This is a genomic window from Bacillus sp. KH172YL63, from assembly GCF_011398925.1.
In the GTDB taxonomy this organism is placed as follows: Bacteria; Bacillota; Bacilli; order Bacillales; family Bacillaceae_B; genus Rossellomorea.
Genome location: NZ_AP022842.1, coordinates 1,168,553 through 1,187,681, shown reverse-complemented (window position 1 = coordinate 1,187,681; position 19,129 = coordinate 1,168,553). Strand labels below are relative to the sequence as shown.

The following is a 19,129-nucleotide window of genomic DNA, read 5'->3' as shown; positions in this document are numbered from 1 at the left end:
TGTGTTTACTTACGGCCATCTGCACTTGTTTCTTATCATTACTCCCGGGCTGTCACAAGGCTTGACGCCTTCAGAAAAGCATCCATATCCTCCCACGGCATGGGCCTTTCGATAAGGAACCCTTGCGCGCAGTCACAGCCAAGCTGCTTGAGCAGATCCAATTGTTCCTGGGTTTCCACACCTTCAGCCACGACCTTCATCTTCAACCCCTTCCCCATGGTGGCAATCGATTGAACGATGGCTACATCAGGGCTGTGGTCGCTCATATTCTGCACAAAGGAGCGGTCGATCTTTAAGATGTGAAGAGGAAGATCCTTCAGATAGCTCAGTGATGAATAGCCGGTTCCGAAATCATCCAGGGCAAGCTTCACGCCGAGATTGGCAAGCGACTGCATGACGGCGATCGTATGGGATGAATCGTGAAGCATGATCGTTTCTGTCAATTCCAAGCATAGTTGTTCAGGAGGGAGCCCGGAAATTTCCAGCGCTTCTTTTACATCATTCAGGAAGGTCGGGTGCTGGAACTGTTGCGCCGATACATTGACAGACATATAAAAGCTCGCTCCGTGCTCCATATTCCATTTCATCAGCTGCCTGCACGATTCGACCAGAACCCATTTACCGATTTCATAAATGAGACCCGTCTTTTCAGCGAGCGGAATGAATTCCGCCGGGGAAATCATTCCCCATGACGGATGTTGCCATCTCAGCAATGCTTCACAGCCAATGAGTGTTTCGCATGGGATATCAATGATCGGCTGATAGGCGATAAACAGCTCATCCCGTTCAATCGCCCTGCGGAGTTCTGCTTCCATCTCTACTTTCCGGGTGATTTCTTCCTTCATATCCCTGGAGAAGTAAACGGTCGTATTCCCACCTTGTGCCTTCGCCCAATGGAGGGCGGAGTCGGCATTTTTCAAAAGGTCCGCCGAGGCTTCCCCGTCCCTCGGATAAATGCCCACACCGATGCTGACAGTAATATAAAATTCTTTGTATTCATGGGTGAATGGGGCTTCGATCGCTTTCAAAATCGATTGAGTCACATGTGAGATGGCAGACTCGGTTACGTCCCTTGTGAGCAAGACCGTAAATTCGTCACCGCTGAAACGCCCCAGTACAGCACCCGGTGGCAGGATGGATTTGATCCTGTCGGACAGTTCTTTAATGACCAGGTCTCCTGCAGCGTGACCAAGGGTGTCATTGATCATCTTGAACCGGTCCATATCTAGAAACAATAGGGCAAGTTCCTGGTTCTTTTTCCCGCTTCTGATTTTTTCATCAAGGATTTCCCTGAACTTCATTTTGTTCGGAAGATCTGTTTCACCATCATAAAAGGCGAGCTGGGTGATTTTCTTTTCATACTGCCTCTCTTTCGTTACATCTCTGCCAATCCCGAAGATTCCCACGCACTTCCCATCAACGGTTATCGGGACATTCTTGATTTGGAAATTGTTCACTTCTCCATTTGCAGAAGTGAAGGGAAGGTCATAATATTGAGCCCTTCCGTCCATTGCCAGGTAAAAATGCCTCCTCACCCGTTGTATATCTTCTTGATTGATGAAATGAAGGGCCGATTTTCCCAGCACATCTTCCTCCGCAAATCCGAATGTCTTCATAAAGGATGGATTGATGGATGTGAATCTTCCTTTTAAATCTGTACTGTATACAAAGTCGGTATTGTTATCAAAAAGTGACCGGTAATATTCCTCAGATACCTGGATATTTTGAGTCAATTCCTGAATGTCCTTTTCGGCTGTGTTGATTAGATTCGTCAATGACATCATTGCATTCGCTTCAGGGGTCAAGGTAAAGTCAATTTTCATTTCCCTGATCGGTTCACGAACACCTTCTGATAACCCAAGATACGTTAAGGAATGTGCCATCAGTACCGGCTTATCGTTGTAGGATCCGAATTCACCGAAAGAGAAAAAGCCGCTCACAGGCGACACCCTGTTAAGGTAAAAAAGCTCCTGATTCGTCATATCCCTGATATACTTTTTCTTTGCTACACAGTTATAGACGAAATGACTTTCCACAGGGCTGCGCGCCAATTGAGTCAGGAGCCTGGTGGTAGATTGGATCAACTGCAGGGTGCTGACGAACCCGAACGAGATCTTATCACCCACTGCCACTTCCCTGCTGCACTCCAACCCTCCGTCATTCCCTACGTTCATAATATAGATTGCCACCTTTTCACCTTCCGCCTGACGGAGAAAAGGAAACTCGATCGAGGAATCCGGGAGATCCCTGACAAACCGCTTCCCTAAATACTTTTCCAGGAGATGAAGCGGGGGCATACCGTTTATCTCCTTAATGACATTCCCACCGGCCTTCGTAATATGAAAGGTTGACCCGATTTCCTGCCATTCTTCGATGGACTTTGAATGAACGCGCAAATTCTCACCTGACAGTGATACGGAGACGAATCCCTCCCTTGAAATGTCATGATTATTGAATACAAATGTCGGCCTCACATCGGGAAGGTCAGATGTGACACCCCCGACAATGACGATACCCTCTCCATTTTCCGATGCACCATCGAGATATTCCTGTACCTGAAGATGTAAGTGGCTGGCAAACGTAATGAAGGCTTTTGTGTCGGCTTGGCCTATTGTTTCATAAAGCTGTCTGCCCATCTGCCTGCCCGGGAAGGATTTTTCTTGAAGGAGCGACTTGATGACAGTCTTCTCAAACACGGTGAATGTCAGGACGGTCCCTGATACGACCACCCCTTCTTTCACTTGACCGTTTGAACTGCATCCGATGAGGGTAGCATGAGGCAACAACCGGGTGATTTGATCCTGCAGTGACTGTATGGCTTCTTTCGGGGAACTGCCGACAAAAGCCTGAATCAAAAGGGTAGGATAGTGGGCTATTTCATTTTCTATGATAAATCGACGTAAAGATTGCTCATTACGGTAAATATGTTGAAAGGACTTGACCATTTTCACACCTACTTGAAAGACATCGTTTCTATCAAAATACCACAATTCGACAGATATGGATATTCATTTATCCTAAATGGAAGAAAGTTCAAAAAGGTGACAAATATCATTGACATGCCCAGGATATTTTGAAACCGCTGCCTTTGGAAGTGATGTACTTATGGCCCTTAAAGAAAACAGTCTATTTAAAAGGCTGTTTTCGTAAACATTGTGGCTTATAAACAAGCGAGGTGCGGTTGATTTCCGCTCCAGATGCTCGCTTTCCGCGGGGCTGGCGATGAGCCTCCTCGGCTTCGCCTGCGGGGTCTCACCTTTCCAGCGTTTCCCGCAGGAGTCGAGCATCTTCCGCTCCAATCAACCATCGAAGATAAAAACCAAAAATCCACTGGATTAACTGCTTATTCATCTTCTGAATAGTTGTGATCAACGTCATTCAAATACAATGCCCTTGATTCATCGATACTAAAATTTATTCCACAGTCTCAAATTACCGAAGATGCTCACATTAATGTCTAATAATACAACAATCTATACGAAAAGAGCCTTTTAAAAAGATGATGGCTGAGCAAAAGCACATGATATAAGTTAATCCTCTCCAAAAACAGCATAAATAAAAAGCCGACTCAGGTGAGCCGGCTTTTTTCATTGATTAAGCAAATGGGTGAAAGCCCAACGGTAAACGTAATCCTAAGAATAAGACGATCACGAACGACAGGATCAACAGCATCCAGAATACCTTCGTATCCTTTCCTTTTTGCAGACGGACAAGGACCATTTCAAACATCCCGATCACCCAGATTCCAACCAATCCTTTGATGCCATACAGGCCAGGATCAATTCCCTGGTGCTTCCAGAATAGAAGGGCACCTGTCAAAATAATCAACAAATAGAATAATCTCAAAGTCATATGTACAATTTTCATGCCTTTGTTCTTTCCTGCGTTATGCAAACCAACCGCTACAAAGAAAAGAATGAGGGCAACAACCCAGGTAGTAATATGGGCATGTGTTGTATCAAACATATTGAACCTCCTACAGGTAAATAGTATACGCTCATAATAGTATCACAGTCTCGGTGACAACAGAAATTTAAACTAAGCCTGTAACTGATTTGTCAAAATTCCAAGGGGCGGGATTTCGACTTCAACTTTATCACCCTTTTTCAGGAAGCGGGGAGGCTTGAATCCCTTGCCGACCCCTGAAGGCGTTCCGGTCGCGATGATATCCCCGGGTTCAAGGGTCATCCCGGCTGACAGGGTCTCGATGATTTCAGGGATTCTGAAGAGCATCTGACCGGTATTGGACGCTTGGCGGATTTCCCCATTCACTTTCGTGGTAATGGATAGGTCGTGAGGGTCCGCCACTTCATCCTTTGTCACCAGAAATGGTCCCATCGGGCATGTTGTATCGAGGCTTTTACCGATGAAGAATTGACCATGCCGCTTCTGGAGGTCGCGGGCTGTGATATCATTTACAATCGTATAGCCGAATACATGATCCATCGCTTCTTCCCGGGTAATCCCGATACCCCTTTTCCCGATGATGACCGCAAGCTCTCCTTCATAATCCAGTTCTTCCGTCAAATGCTGATGATGAAGGACCGTCCCTCCATGCCCGGTGACTGTACCCGTCGCTTTCGTGAAGATCATGATATGTTTCGGGATGTCGTCTTCCCCGCCCATTTCAACGGCGTGGTCCCGATAATTCTTCCCTACGCACATGATATTCCGTTTCACCTTTGGAATCGGGGGGAGCCATGTCACTTCATTAAATGTGTATGTGTCGAGTCGATCTTCCTTCTGCTCAAGCACACGTGAAACTGCGTGCAGAAAATGTTCCCCCTGACCGATTCCTTCAAGGATGTCCAGAGGCACGCCTTCGACACCTGCAAGGTCAAGGATCCGTCCTTCCCGTTCCACTCCATACGATTGCCGTTCCCCTATCTGAAAGCTCACAAATTTCATCTTCCCCATCCCCTTTGCCTGTATTTAATTCTCCACTTTCCTTGTCACAGCCTTATTTCCATAGCTTAATAGACGCCATACTTTTTCAACCGGACCATACTGAAACTTGGACAGCCAGATTTCAGAAAGGATCACCTGGATCACATAAATCCCTAGGGCAAGCATCGTTCCGGTCGTCAAGGTGACCTCCCCGTACATCCCCAAACCATATGAATAAAAGATCAAGGTGCCTATGACCGATTGGAGTAAATAATTTGTCAGGGACATTCTCCCGACAGAGGCAATCGGCTTGCTCCATCTCATGATTTTTTCACTCAACAATAATAATGAAAGGATTATTGCATAAGATACTGATAAGAACGGACCTCCGAAAAAATCCTGGATATAGGCATAAGCAAAGTTTGCTTCGATGAACAGCGGAAGTGACTTGATGATGATCCCTGCTGCCAGGGTAGCGAAACCAATCACGATCCAAGTTGTTTTATGTGAGCGCACCTTTTCCAAAAGCTGCATTTTACTGGCTCCTGCCCCGATCATCATCATCGGCAGGATCGAAAGCATAAGGAAAATGAGATTGCCCGGTGAATTGACAGCGTACCAATCTTCAAAGCGCTGATCCATAATATCGGCGAAGCTGCCTGAAGCATAGGCCGAAACCGAGTCCTGAAGTGCGCCGATGTCCGTATAGTTTGTAACACCAGTCGGATCTGTAAATGTCATTAATACTAGTAATATACTGAAAAACAATTGCGGAAGAAGAAATAACATCGCTCCGGCCCACATCAACACCTTGCCGGAAAGCTTCATGAAAGCGAGAAGGATCAATCCGAAAACCGCATAATTGATCAGGATATCACCTGACCATATAAGAAAAGCATGGATGCAGCCGATCCCCAGGAGTATGAGGAGTCTTCGAACCCCGAATCGATAAAACGAAGCTCCTCCTGCCCGCTGCTGCTGAATGCCCAGTCCATATCCAAACATCATGGCAAACAATGGATAAAAGCTCGCTTGCACGAATACATCGATCCACGGATACAGAGCGGCATCTTCAGGTGTTTTCCACCATGTATACGGGTCCAGATAAAGAAATGGGGAATGAAAAGAGATCATATTGATAATGAAAATCCCAAGCAGTGAGAATCCCCTAATGACATCAAGACTTACAATTCGTTCTGACTGTTGCACTGGCGAAATGGTATTCATATTTGTTCCTCCGAAAATAGTGTTAATTCCATTCTAACCCCAAATGGAAAAATAGGCGATTATCACCTATTCATTCTTCTCACATAGAATAACAATAATTAACTTTGTCTTAAAGGTGTGAGTCGCAATGCCCGCAATCGTAGGAATAGCACAAGTCGTAAGCGTCGGTTCGAGCGGCGTCTTTCATATAGGGGACGTCTTCAATATCAGTCCCATTTCTACAGCCAAGACCTTCGCCGGGGCAGGATCGTTCATAACCGGTAAAGGGATTTCCGTCTACAATGAAAGCTCCCTGACCTATACCGTTGATGACGACGGCATGGATCAAGGAATAAACTTCAACCTATGAGTGTGATGCGAAATGACGAATTATTATGTTCAACAGTCCATACAGATTCAATTTATCAAAATCGGAGGGATGTCCAATTCCTCCATTTTTCAAATTGGAACTTGCGGTCAGATTGCCACAAACGATTTCCTTTATAATACGGGCGGTTACACAGAGCCTGCTCCGAAAGCAGAGAAAAACGGGAATGGGACGGCACCTCCCACTGTGTCTCCTCTCGTACCTTTGCAATCGCCGCAGTAAGAAAGAAACGCGTCAACAGAAAGAGGTGACAGGATGAATAATTACTATATGACCCCCCAACAACTCTATCAGTATATCGAAATGTTGAACTCAAAAATCACCGCCCTCGAAAAAAAAGTCAACGACCTGTCACAAGAATTAACAACCATGAGGGATACCCCTAAAATCAATGTAGAGAAAATCGAGTACAAATTCGATCAGCTGAAGGTAGAATCCCTCGACGGCACGTTGAACATAGGATTGAATCCCAACAGTTTAAAAGAAACCATCGAGGATCTGGCCGTCGAGCAAAAGGTGGACGTCAAATCGATCAAAGATCTGAAACCTTATAAAGAAAGAATCACCGCTGAAATAAAGGCATTCATCGATTCAGAACTCCCGAGCCTGATTCAGGACAATGAAATGCAGTTCCAACGCTCTCTCGATCCTCAATATTACGAAATGATCCAACAGGATCTATTGAATCAAATGCCGCAACGGATCGATTTTTATTTACAGAACATCCCTTTTATTGAAGGAAAGCAGGATGAAGGAGAATGGGAACGGAAGATCATTTCTAAAATCAAAAAGGATATCGAAACGGCCCTATTCTCATTCATGTCACAAATACCAGATAACATGGAAGGAATGAAGAACAATGAACCTCCAAGTGATCAATCGTGAATTGTCTGTCGGTAACATAGAAATAGCAGGGGTGGCGAGTTCATCCCTCGTAATGGTCGGGGATGCCGATATCATCCAGCTCGCCTCCGCATTCGACACACCGCCGGAGTCACTGATCATCGGCCCATTCGTCCCTCTTACCCCTAAAGGTTGACCCATGCTCAAACGTTATTCGATTGTCAATAAACTTGAAGGAATCACACTTGCCTTCTGCTCTGTGTATCAAATCGGGGACTCGCAAAATATTTATGCCCAATCAAAGGCATATGCGGTTCAACGGGAGAAAGAATTTTTCCGGACGAGCGAAGGGTCCTTTGATTCAGATGTGTTCACCAAACCACTCGAACTCCCCCCCATTAATCCGGGCATTCAGGTCAGCCGGCTCAATCTGTGCCCCATCAAAGTCAATTCTATGTTCATTCGCGCCACCTCCTCTTCTTCCATCATCCATATCGGCAATACCTGCAATGTGTATATGGATGCACGGGTGAAAAATATCCGCCAGCTGGAGCATAAGGAAGGTGAAGCACCGGAAACGATTGAAGAAATCGAAGAACCTAATTGATCTTGAATTCATCCCTTCAAGAACCTTCCCGGACATTTCACATAGGCTACCAATATAGACAAATAAAAAAGAGGATGTTGATTATGCCCGCTTTAGTAGGTCCTGTTGCGATTCTCAACGTCGGTGGAGGGAATATCCAGTTTGGGGACACCGTCATCATTTCACCTAAAAACGCTTCGAAGACATTCGGTGGTGCCGGTGGATTCAATACAGGTCCATTCCAATTAAGCTACAATGTGTTCAGTGTAAGTACGACCTTCGACTGCAACGTCATCGATCAACCAATTACAGGAAATAATTAGATGATGTTCCCCCTTTTGAAACCGGTGCACATCATCAATCTGACAAACCGGTCTTAATAAGAAAAAATCCGGACGATCTTTCGAATTTCTTTTTGAAATTCGAAGCCGTCCGGATTTTTCTCTATGTTGGTTATGAATGGGCAAACATGATTTCCGATTGGTCACTTTTTCTTCCGCCGCTCGGCACTTTTTTTTGTTCTCACCAATTTTGTCGGGGGCTGTTTACGGATCCATTTGATAAATGCATGGATTTTTTCATCCCTCCTGAGGTCGGAAACCGTATTCAATCTCACGGCCAATTCCTCGTTCGAATAGAGGGAATGGATTTGCTTGTGACACGGAATGCACAGCTGGGCTGTCGGGAGGAAAGTCCCTCCTTCTTCTTTAGGTGTAAGATGATGGATCGTCGTTTCAACTTCATTCCTGCCGCACAGCTCACACGTACCTTTTACCTTTTTCCCCACAGCATCCCCTCCTCACAATAGCTATTCCCTTCACTCCACTGAAAAAAACAGGTCACATGCCGCTTCTTCCCCATGACTGTAATTTGCAACCGTTTAAGCATTGCCAAATTCAATCGGCATAAAAAAATCCGGACGATCCGACTTCAATGAAGTTGTCGAATTGTCCGGTTTTCCATTATATTTTTACAAGGTCAGTATATGACCTCCGTCAAAGAAGTATAAGTACTTCTCTGAGACAGGCTCTTTCCAAATGGATTCCAGTGCCCGTGTATAGTATTCGATTTGAACTTTATACCTCTCTTCAAGGATCGGCCTCGCTTCCGTGAAGCCATCTTTGTAACGGTCGTGGATCCCATCAGTCTTATAGTCCAGAAGCACCAGACCTTCTTCATCCCGGAAAACACAGTCGATGACCCCTTGAACGAGGATCGTTTCTTCCGGCGCCTCTTCTCCAGTCTCTGATATCTCGCTGAGGGGAACGCTCATACTGAACGGGATTTCCCTTTGGATCTCTTTGGCATGGACCATCCGTTGACCAAGTTCACTATGGAAGAAGCCGACGATATGATCAATGGAAACGGCCTTCTGCTGTTCTTCCGTCAGGATTTCTTTATGTACCAATCCTGATAACAGCTCTTCAACATCTTCCCTTGCAGGCACACCACCCGCAAACGGAATGTGCTGCATGACTGTATGCATGGCAGTCCCTTTTTCGGCCGGTGACAACTCTTTCGACTGCATGAATTTCGGTCTGTTGTATACAGGTTTTTGGTGTCGTCTCAATATTTCGTTGCTGGATGCCTCGTCCCGGATCTCCACCATCCGCTTCAGCTCGGAAACCGATTGCTTTGAGCGCAGGCTCGTTGCCCTGAGATGAGGATACTTCCATGATAAGCGGTTCAATACCCCTTTTTTATGTTCAGAGCTATTTTCCACTTCCAATCCTTTTCTCACTTTCTCCTGCCACGTGAGTTCTTCACTCTGCTCCTCATCTTCTTCTAAGATGAGTTCAGACTTGTGGATCTCTGTGACTTTCCAGCACGAAGGATGCAGAAGGATCTCCTCGTTGATCCCTGAGTCAGTGGACGCTGCCCCTTCACCAAGATGTCCGCAGTGAGGGTGGCGCATGAGGGCAGGACCGATCCAATCCAGATACGAACTTGCTTGTGCCCGGTCATAATCCGACAGCAGCCACTCCGTCTGCCCGAGGGCACCCCGCCACTTTTCAATGGATTTATCAAGGCTTTTCACCGTTCCGACCAGGTATAATTTCTCCTTTGCCCGGGTCAATGCCACATACAGCACCCGCATTTCTTCAGAAATCGACTCCATACGCTTCTTTCGCTTAAAGGCAAGTTGAGGCAGCGACGGATAGCTGATTCGTTTATCCGGATCGGTATACTTTGTAGCCAAACCGAAATCTTTATCAAGAAGGTACGAAGCATTCAAGTCCATCAGGTTGAATTGCTTTGAAGTCCCGGCGACGAATACGACCGGAAACTCCAGGCCTTTACTCGAATGGATCGTCATCAGACGCACCACATCTTCCTGTTCGCTGAGGGCTCTTGCCACCCCGAGGTCATCGCCCCTTTCCCTCATACGGTCAATGAATCGCAGGAAGCGGAATAATCCCCTGAATGACGTTTCTTCGTATTGGCGTGCACGGTCATACAGGGCACGAAGGTTTGCCTGCCGCTGCTTCCCGCCGGCCATACCCCCTACATAATCATAGAAGCGGGTATCGCGGTACAGCTGCCAGATCAATTCTGTCACGGAACCCTGTCGCGCCTTTGTCCGCCAGTTCTGTAAATGATACAGGAATACTTTGATCTTCTCGAACGCTTCTTCTTCCCGCGGATTTGCCGGTTTCTCACTTGCGAATTTTTTGACGGCTTCGTAATAGCTGCCCGACCGGGAATGGATCCTTACAGTGGCGAGGTCCTGTTCATCCAGACCGACAACCGGAGAGCGGAGCACCGACGCAAGAGGAATATCCTGGTACGGATTATCGATCACCTTCAATAATGAAAGCATGATCGCTACCTCAGTCGCTTCAAAATAACCGGTTGATAAATTTGCATAAATCGGGATTCCCTGCCGTTTGAATTCTTCCATGATCTCAGCCGCCCACGGCATTGATCTCAGCAGTATGACGATATCACGATACTGAATCGGACGTTCTGTCTTTGTCTTCGCATCATAGATCGGTGTCCGGCCATCGATCAGCATCCGCACTTTATTCGCCATAAAACGGGCTTCAAGGACAGATTTCTCGATATCCCCTTCATCAAAGATCGAGAGCTCTTCATCCTTTGAAGCATCTTCACCTGACTCCTGATCGATCAGGGCCACTTCGATTGGAAACGCCTCCTCTTCCGGATAAGGTGCCCCTTTGACAAGTTCGGCTTCCTTGTTATATTCCATCTCCCCGACAGAAATGCCCATGATCTGCTTGAATAAAAAGTTCGTCCCCTCCAACACTTCCTTACGGCTCCGGAAGTTCTGGGAAAGATCGATCTTCAACCCAGCTTCCCCGCTTTCAGGCAGGAAACGTGTATACTTGCCCAAAAACAGGTTCGGTTCCGCTAATCGGAATCGGTAGATGGACTGTTTCACATCCCCGACCATGAACCTGTTGCCGATCGCTTCATCTTCTTCTGTTATAAGAAGGAGGATCGATTCCTGAACCATGTTCGTATCCTGATATTCATCCACCAGCACTTCTTTGAACTTTTGTTTATACTGCTTCGCAGCTTCTGACGGACGCAGTTCTTCAGATGCAGGATCTTTCAGGATGGCGAGGCAGAAATGCTCCAGATCGGCGAAATCAACCAGACCTTTTTCTTCTTTCACCTGCTTGAACCTTTTCCCGAATTCGACAACCACTTCTGCAAGGGTGTGAATGACCCCCTTCATCTTCACCATGTCATCCAGGAATGACTGTGGCCTTCTTGAGAAGAAATCTTCCTTCAGCTTTTCCAATGCTTTCTTTCCCTGATCACGGAGCTTTTTCGCTTCATCGACGATTTCTTTATTGAAATCAGCCCCCCTGCAAGGTTTCAGTTTAGTGAATGCAAGGGTTTGGATGTTCTCATATAAAGCACTCCACGATTCACGCCTGCTTTCCTCAAGGCTTTCCACAAGGGCCAGGTCATCAAGGAAGTTCTCCGCCCTCGGACCAGGGCCTCCCGGCACCCGGGTCAATTCATATGCCCGCTGAAACAGGTTCTTCGCACCGTGCAGCTGCAGCTGAATATCCGTCAATAACGGCTGAATGAAGTTAAGCTCATCAATCTCTGACCCTTCCCCGATTTCATACATCGTCTCAAGACCTCTCAGCCACTCATCCGGGTTCGGATGGGAGCGGGAGAAATCATACAGCTTACGGATCATATCCTGCAGGGCACCGTCACTTCGATCGCTCGTGAACGTATCGACGAGTCTGAAGAAATCATCATTATCTTCTTTCCCGTATTCCTCCTCAAACAGGTCATCAAGCACTTCATCCCGGAGCAGGTCCCCCTCGGTCTCATTGGCGATCCTGAATCCGGGATCGATATCGATGAGATAATAATATTTCCGAATCACTTCGAGACAAAAGGAGTGAAGGGTGGAAATCGACGCCCGGTTCAGCAGGCTCAGCTGCTTTCTCAGATGATGTGAATGGGGATCTTCATCAATCGCTTTCTCCAACGCCTGTCCGATCCTGTGCCTCATCTCGGCAGCAGACGCATTCGTAAAGGTAACCACCAGCAGTTCATCCACATCCATCGGGTCTTCTTCATTCAGGATCTTCTGGATGATCCTTTCCACGAGTACAGCCGTCTTACCGGAACCAGCCGCGGCGGCTACAAGGATATCCTGCCCTTTCGCCCATATCGCTTTCCATTGGTCATCGGTCCACGTCATAGTGTCAGGTTTGACTGGAATAACATATTTACTCATCTGTTTCTACCTCCTCTCTCACTTTCGCTAATAAATCTTCCGGCTTCGCTGTCGGCAATACCCTATAGTCATTTTCCTCAAGGGATTGATCGAACTGACAGACAGAACGGTAAGAACAGAATTGACAAGGTGTACGGTCCTTCAGCTTATAAGGAGAAATGTCCGTCTCCCCTGAAACGATTCTGTTGCCGGATGTTTCGTACAGCTTGCGCACATGCTGGCGCATATATTGAAAATCTTCATGGCTTGCAGCTTTTGAACGGGAGGACAGTGAACCGTCCTTCTTAATTCCCGCTGAGATGATATCGGAATTACCCGTCTCCAGCGTTTGATCCATCAAGCGGACGATCCCGGCGTCCCCAAGAACCATACCTTTCATCTTGAAGCTCTTAAAGATTTCCTCCTCGATTTGATCAAGCGTCAGGATTTTCTTACTGTTGATCATAGGATTATGAACATGGAAATAGAGTACCCCTGCAGGCTTCGCTTCCTTCCCGACAAACTTCTTGGAATTCGTCAGCACGATATCAAGGTACGTCAGCATCTGCAGCGCCAATCCATAATATACTTCCGTCATATCCAGATCTCTCGCACTCGACTTGTAATCGACGATTCTGAGGTATACCCCGTTTTCATCTTCCGCTTTATCCACACGGTCGATCCTTCCTTGAAGCTCCATCTTCGTCCCGTTTCTCAACTGAAATTGGAACGGCGGGAGGGTCGCACGGGGTCCGAACCCAAGCTCCACCCCGACCGGGACAAAGCCGCTTGCCTTTGCATGTTCACTCAGGATCAGGCCCGCCCGGCTGATGATCTGTTCAAGCTTTTTGGCAATGTAATGATGCCGGTTCGAGCTTAGGAGAATCTGATGCTGCAGCTTCGGCGCGAGCATCAGGACCGCTTCTTTCGCAAGCTGGATACACTGTGCTTTCGTAAGCGATGCCCAGGTCAATCCGTGCCGCTCCACTTCTTCAGACATCCATTTCAACGCCGAGTGGAACATTTCGCCGATATCAGGTGCTTCCAGCTTAAAGAAATCCCGCTCCCTCAGCTTCAGCCCGTGGCTTGCGAAATGGGAAAACGGACAGCTGTGGAACAGTTCCATCCGGGAGACACTTGCCAGGATATGATCTCCATACAGTTCCCTGCTCGTGTCCTCAGACAGCTGATCGGCACGATTTTGGTAAAACAGGCTTGATAAAATATGCTGTGAATGCCATTTCCAGTCGTTTGACGTTGAATAGAAGTTATATACATCCCACCAGAAATCATATATTGGGTAGTCCCTTTTCTTCATCTGAAGTTGTGACGTCAAATGGGAAATCGTCACATTCGGATGACACACATAATGCAGCTGTTCCTCTTCAGGCAGCTCGGAAGGTTCATTGATGAGAAGCTTCGTATGAGCATCCGGGTACATTTCGTTCATCCTTTTAATGAAAGAGGAAGGAAGTAAAGCTTTGCCTTCTTCATTCGCGATCGGATAGCTGATAAATAAGCGTTCACTCGGAGTCGTAAAAGCTTTATATGCAACAAACTCTTCATCAAGAAGCTTCGTCCTGTTGCCGGGGGCAATCTTGAATCCCCTACTGATCAATGATTCACGGTCCTCATCAGACAGGACCCCGTCTTCATTCATCTTCGCAGGAAGCACACCGTCGTTCGCTCCGATGATGAAAGCCGCTTTAATATCCCCGAGCCTTGATTTTTCCAAGTCGGCGATCATGACCTGATCGATAGCCGGCGGCACAAGGGAAAACTGCATCGTTTCCATCCCTGCATCAAGGATCGACGAAAACTTCTTCACGGTCGTTTCCTCGTCACCAAGCATCTCTACATACTGATCAAGCAAATCCATGACGGCTGACCACGCCTGATCATGCTCCCTTGCAGCAATCAGATCGCCTTTATCCTCTGCCTCGATCCGGAGTCGCTCAAGCTTTGCCGGTATATCAAGCTCTTCCAGATACAGATAGAGTGTTTCACAGAATTCTCTTCCTGTCCTCTGCTTTTTGAGCCGTTTTCCAAGCCGGATGATCGGTGCAGAAATAAATAATCTCAGTTCATTGATTTCATGCTCCATTTCCCGTTCCTGATCCGTCTGCGGGGCATCGACATGCTCGAGTCCCCGGAAGCGGCGGTATTTCCAACGATCCTTCTTCGTCCAGCGATCACCCTTGATCCCGTAGGCCAGCACATAGTTTTCCAGCCTGTCCATCTGCTCACGGAGATCGGTCGGGTTCTTCTGATAAGGGAATAATAGATCTGTTTTCACTGCCCGGAACACTGGCTCGTATCTCCAGTTCGTATTCATGATTTCAAGTGTCGAGCGGATCAGTTCAATCAGCGGATGATTCAGCATCGTCCTCTTTTGATCAAGGAAAAATGGAATCTCATAATCTTGAAACACCGTCTCGACTTTGTCACGGTAGTCCTGGCTGTTCCTCACCAATACGGCGATATCTTTATAGCGATACCCTTCCTCCCTGGCAAGCTTCCTGATCTCACGGGCGACCCCTTCCACTTCGGCCCGCCGGTTGGATGCTTCCAGAAATTCAATCCTCGTCTCCCCTTTATCAAAAGCGACGGTTGGACGCGCTTCAAAGTGACGCTCTAAATGGAGCATCGTTTCATGATGGAAGCGGATCGGTTTGACGAGCACTTCTTCTTTCACCGAAACCCCGCCGCTCCTGCATATGTCGTTAAGCGTTTGATAGGTTTCATTCGTCATGCGGAATAAGCTTAATTCGTTCATCGCACCCATCTGCTGTTCAGGATCGGTTGTAAGGGCGACCGTCACATTTTTTGCGTGCAGGATGAGCTGTTCGATGATGAGATATTCCTGTGGCGTGAAGCTGTAAAAGCCGTCTATGTATATTTCCGCTTCTTTCAGGAGCGCTGAATTCTTCACATTTTCAGCAAGCAGGCCAAAATAGTCTTCTGAATCAATGTACTTTCCTGAAAGCTTCTCCTCAAATTTCTCATAAATCAATTCAAGGTCATGAAGCTTATCCTTCAGCACCTTGGACCCTTCCCTTTCACCATTCTCATCGAACTGGTGGAGGTCCGCCGGTGAGATGCAGTAGCGCTTGAATTCAGTCAACATCGCTTCCACATGGTGAATGAAGCCGGGCTTCTCCGAAGACTTCGTAAAAATATGAAGATCCTCTTTGTTTTCGTCAATGATCTTCCGGATCATCATATTCAATCCAACATCCGATAAATGATACCGGCTCATGCCGCCAGTTTCCTGAAGGATTTTCCATGCAAGGCGCGTGAGGCTGAACACCTGGCCACGGATCATCCCGTTCATCCCAGGCGTGTTCACAAGCTCGTATTCCGAAATAAAGGACATTTGATCCGGTACAATATAAATGATGGGATGTCCATTTGGCTCTGCCAATAAGCTTTGCTTCATCTCATCCAAAATCCGATGGGTTTTCCCGGTACCGGAGCGTCCGAGAATAAATCGCACACTCATTCTCCCACTCCTATTCTAGTGTTTATCTATTCTAACCAAGAGGTTATATGATTGTTTGTATGTGTTCATTATAGTACACAAGATCAAAACTTTCCTGCTTCAGCCCTGACGATCCAACCGTTCCCTCGGAAGGAGACTAGCGCCATACATCCATTCTCTCCTTCAGATTGGACGTGTGAAGTTCGAACCGGATATGATCAGGGGCTCTAAATATCACACTCCACCCCTTCCCTCTTTTCACCGGCGTCCGTATCAGCTCCACTTCGTTTTCTTTCAAAGTCCGAACAGCTTCCCAGAAGCCATCTTCATCGATCGTGAATGCAATATGGTCGACAGCACCATCCCGGTCCGCGCCCGGGATGCTTTTTTCCTGAAGACAGATCCAGACCGGTCCCCATTCAAGGTACGCGTCACTCCGCCCCCTGTGGATGAGCGCTGCCTTCAGGATCCCGAGGTAGAAGGGCAATGATTTCTCTAAACTTTTCGTGTTGATTGTTAGGTGGTTGATGCCTGTGATGTTCATGGGGGGACCTCCTTTTTTGATAAAAGATGTGGGTGTGGGTGACGTGGTGGGGATCAGTCATGAGCTGATGGGAAGTCGCGTGCTGAAAGGTATGCTAGGTAACGGAGCGACGATTTTTCGACAAAGAGATCATATATTTCAAAGGCGGATCATATTTCAGGATTCACGCTCATATATGGACGAAAGCCGCTCATATTTTCAAAAAGCGGATCATAACGGGCTGAAACCGGCTCATATAAAGAGTTGAGACCGGTTTTGGATAGGGTCAAACGACTGATATGGACGCTTACACCCCATCATGAGCGGATTATGCTCCCCTTTCATATGATTTTGGTTACATTGTCTTCAGAAATGAGTCATTTTCCGTCCAAAACGATGATCTCAACCCCAGTTAAAAAACTGTTCGGATCCATCCCCAATCAAAAAAAGAAGGACGGGCTCATCCTTCCTTCACACTTTCTTTCCATTCATCCGCCAACAGCCCGTAGAGGAACATGTCATGCCGTTTCCCGTCCCTTTGCAGAAATTCCCGGTAGCTTCCTTCTTTTTGGAACCCGAGAGATTCATATAATGAGATTGCCCTTTCATTGTATGAGAAGACCGTCAGCTGGACCCGGTGTAAATTCAATTCATGGAAAGCGTACGCCAGCAGGCACTGTAGCGCTTCTTTACCGTAGCCATATCCCCAGGACTCTTCATCACCGATTGAAATGGCGATTCCGCCAACCCGGTGATTCCAGAGGATGCCATCCAACTCAGCAAATCCGATCATCCTTCCGTTATCCTTCAGGCGGATCGCAAATCGGAAGCCGTTGCTTCCCGGATCCCCCATCCACTTCTTCAACTCTTCTACAGTTTTCGGTTTGTGGGGTACTGCATCCAGCAGTCTCTGGACCTTTTCATTCTGATTCCATTCCCTTATGAGCAATATATCTTCTTCCATAAAACCGGACAGGTAGATCCGCGTGCCCGTTAATAAACGTTTCATCCTTTTCACCTCGACATATGTACTTCTGCACCTTTCCCTTTATTTCCTTTAATAAGCTGAAAATAGTTTCAAGGCTGTTCCTTTTTCTGAAACACAAGCATCGGGATACATGCTTACGTAAATAAAAAAAAGCCCGGGAGATCCCAGGCTTCAAATAAGCTTACCAAATCATTTCCGCCCATTCAGGGTGATCGATAAACGGATTTCGGTTTCCTTGATATTGTTCAAAGATAATATTATTTCTGCGGAGTTCAGTTGCATCCACAGGATCTTCGTCATTCCATTGGAGAAGCACAGACATCCTGCCCATATAAGGAGCACTGCCGTTGTTGACAAAATCATTCATTTCGAGATCGAGTTCACCGCTGTCTCCTTCGTACCGCACAGCCATGTAGAAAATCATGCGGGCAACGTCACCCTTCACTTCATCACGCGGTTCCCAAGAATCGCCGTCATAATAGTTTCCAGGCGCTTCGCTGTGCTGGTTGCCTCCGTTATCAAAGTCGAGATTGCCCCTCGACGAGTTCACTGTCACATCGGTCGGCCTTAAATGGTGAAGGTCCGTCCCCGGTCCCTGGGCCGTCCCGAAGTCACCATGTGATTTCGCCCATACGTGCTCCCGGTTCCAGTCGTTCACACCGCCGCCGTTGGTCGTTTTCGATTGGGAACGGCCTGAATATAATAGAATGACATTATTCGGATTATTCGGATCTTCGTCTGTGTGGCGCAACGCATCCCAGACGGCATCGTATGAAAGGGTTTGATGGTCATCAATGATGTTATGTAATGCCGTTTTCAACACTTCTCCCGTTTTTCCTTCTGCTCCATTATAGTATTCTTCGTACGTCGGGGGATCAGTGGGATCGGTCGGGTCCGTCCCTCCATCTTCCACTGCTTCAAACGCAGAGGTCGACTTCACACCCGGGTGAGAGAAATAGGCTGTCAAACTTCCGGTTATCTTGATTTTTTCTCCCATCAATCCCGGATTGCTCTGAAGCCCGAAGCTTGAGCGGAACGATGATGGAATTTGAACATACACCATATCATTCGTATTGGATTCTGAAGGTGAATCTGCAAGCGCCAATGCATAATCGTTCGGGAAGTTGCCCGTGACAACAGTCGACGTGGAAGTCGGCTGCCCGACAACATATCCTTCCACCGACAAAGTCGACCCGCTTTGATCGGCTATCGCCTGATCGACTGTATAGGGGGAACTCCATGTCCCATTCCCTGCCGCATTCATTTCATTCGGAGATACTTGACCACACGCAATTGTAAAAAGAAAAACAACCGTAAAAATGCTGATGACCTTTTTGTGAATAAACTTCAAACCCTTCGCCTCCTTATAGTATGACTACATAGTTAGCGTACAACAACCATTGTCATAATAGGGTTAATTTTATGTAAAAACAGATAAATGAGTCTATCCTCACACTCACATTGACGCCCAGCACATGTTTCGGCATACTTTCATGAAGCCTGCCGAGTCATATTG

At 47.0% G+C, this 19,129-nt stretch carries 16 protein-coding genes; 6 read left to right on the top strand and 10 right to left on the bottom strand.

What is annotated here, in order from left to right:
- Positions 1–38 precede the first annotated feature (38 nt).
- From KH172YL63_RS05925 to KH172YL63_RS05910, 4 genes are all read right to left on the bottom strand, one after another.
- Positions 39–2,945, bottom strand: coding sequence for an EAL domain-containing protein (locus KH172YL63_RS05925; protein ID WP_173105234.1), 2,907 nt, complete (start codon positions 2,943–2,945; stop codon positions 39–41).
- A gap of 649 nt (positions 2,946–3,594) precedes the next feature.
- Positions 3,595–3,966 (bottom strand): YisL family protein, encoded by a 372-nt coding sequence (locus tag KH172YL63_RS05920; protein ID WP_173105233.1) that lies wholly within the window; start codon positions 3,964–3,966, stop codon positions 3,595–3,597.
- A gap of 72 nt (positions 3,967–4,038) precedes the next feature.
- Entirely contained in the window at positions 4,039–4,908 is an 870-nt protein-coding gene (locus tag KH172YL63_RS05915) for a fumarylacetoacetate hydrolase family protein (protein WP_173105232.1), read from the bottom strand.
- Positions 4,909–4,932: 24 nt separating this feature from the next.
- Positions 4,933–6,114, bottom strand: a complete 1,182-nt coding sequence (locus tag KH172YL63_RS05910; RefSeq protein ID WP_173105231.1) for a DUF418 domain-containing protein — start codon at positions 6,112–6,114, stop codon at positions 4,933–4,935.
- 127 nt (positions 6,115–6,241) lie between these two features.
- On the opposite strand from KH172YL63_RS05910, the gene KH172YL63_RS05905 reads away from it, so the two are divergent.
- From KH172YL63_RS05905 to KH172YL63_RS05880, 6 genes are all read left to right on the top strand, one after another.
- The gene (locus tag KH172YL63_RS05905; protein ID WP_173105230.1) at positions 6,242–6,463 is read left to right on the top strand and encodes a spore germination protein; all 222 of its coding nucleotides are present in this window, start codon (positions 6,242–6,244) and stop codon (positions 6,461–6,463) included.
- Between the two features lie 12 nt (positions 6,464–6,475).
- A complete protein-coding gene (locus tag KH172YL63_RS05900) occupies positions 6,476–6,703 on the top strand; it encodes a spore germination protein GerPB (RefSeq protein WP_173105229.1) in 228 nt (75 codons plus the stop codon).
- 33 nt (positions 6,704–6,736) lie between these two features.
- Entirely contained in the window at positions 6,737–7,366 is a 630-nt protein-coding gene (gene gerPC, locus KH172YL63_RS05895) for a spore germination protein GerPC (RefSeq protein WP_173105228.1), read from the top strand.
- Positions 7,341–7,520: a spore gernimation protein GerPD gene (locus KH172YL63_RS05890; protein ID WP_173105227.1), complete on the top strand. Its 180-nt coding sequence runs from the start codon at positions 7,341–7,343 to the stop codon at positions 7,518–7,520. Before gerPC ends, KH172YL63_RS05890 begins: the two co-directional genes overlap by 26 nt.
- A 3-nt stretch (positions 7,521–7,523) precedes the next feature.
- On the top strand, positions 7,524–7,931 hold the full coding sequence (locus KH172YL63_RS05885; RefSeq protein ID WP_173105226.1) for a spore germination protein GerPE: 408 nt from the start codon (positions 7,524–7,526) through the stop codon (positions 7,929–7,931).
- Positions 7,932–8,014: 83 nt separating this feature from the next.
- Positions 8,015–8,233, top strand: a complete 219-nt coding sequence (locus KH172YL63_RS05880; RefSeq protein ID WP_138777273.1) for a spore germination protein — start codon at positions 8,015–8,017, stop codon at positions 8,231–8,233.
- 161 nt (positions 8,234–8,394) lie between these two features.
- Here the strand turns inward: KH172YL63_RS05880 and KH172YL63_RS05875 are convergent, their stop codons facing one another.
- The 6 genes from KH172YL63_RS05875 to KH172YL63_RS05850 form a co-directional block, all read right to left on the bottom strand.
- Positions 8,395–8,697: an HNH endonuclease gene (locus KH172YL63_RS05875; RefSeq protein ID WP_173105225.1), complete on the bottom strand. Its 303-nt coding sequence runs from the start codon at positions 8,695–8,697 to the stop codon at positions 8,395–8,397.
- A gap of 183 nt (positions 8,698–8,880) precedes the next feature.
- Positions 8,881–12,642 carry a helicase-exonuclease AddAB subunit AddA gene (gene addA, locus KH172YL63_RS05870; RefSeq protein WP_173105224.1) on the bottom strand — a complete coding sequence of 1,254 codons (3,762 nt, stop codon included), beginning with the start codon at positions 12,640–12,642 and terminating at the stop codon, positions 8,881–8,883.
- Positions 12,635–16,123 carry a helicase-exonuclease AddAB subunit AddB gene (gene addB / locus KH172YL63_RS05865; RefSeq protein WP_173105223.1) on the bottom strand — a complete coding sequence of 1,163 codons (3,489 nt, stop codon included), beginning with the start codon at positions 16,121–16,123 and terminating at the stop codon, positions 12,635–12,637. The genes addA and addB overlap by 8 nt, the downstream gene beginning before the upstream one ends.
- 136 nt (positions 16,124–16,259) lie before the next feature.
- Positions 16,260–16,646, bottom strand: coding sequence for a VOC family protein (locus KH172YL63_RS05860; RefSeq protein ID WP_173105222.1), 387 nt, complete (start codon positions 16,644–16,646; stop codon positions 16,260–16,262).
- Between the two features lie 439 nt (positions 16,647–17,085).
- Complete coding sequence (locus KH172YL63_RS05855) at positions 17,086–17,634, bottom strand: GNAT family N-acetyltransferase (RefSeq protein WP_173105221.1); 549 nt, start codon at positions 17,632–17,634, stop codon at positions 17,086–17,088.
- Positions 17,635–17,794: 160 nt separating this feature from the next.
- Positions 17,795–18,964 (bottom strand): endonuclease, encoded by a 1,170-nt coding sequence (locus KH172YL63_RS05850; RefSeq protein WP_442858753.1) that lies wholly within the window; start codon positions 18,962–18,964, stop codon positions 17,795–17,797.
- Positions 18,965–19,129 lie beyond the last annotated feature (165 nt).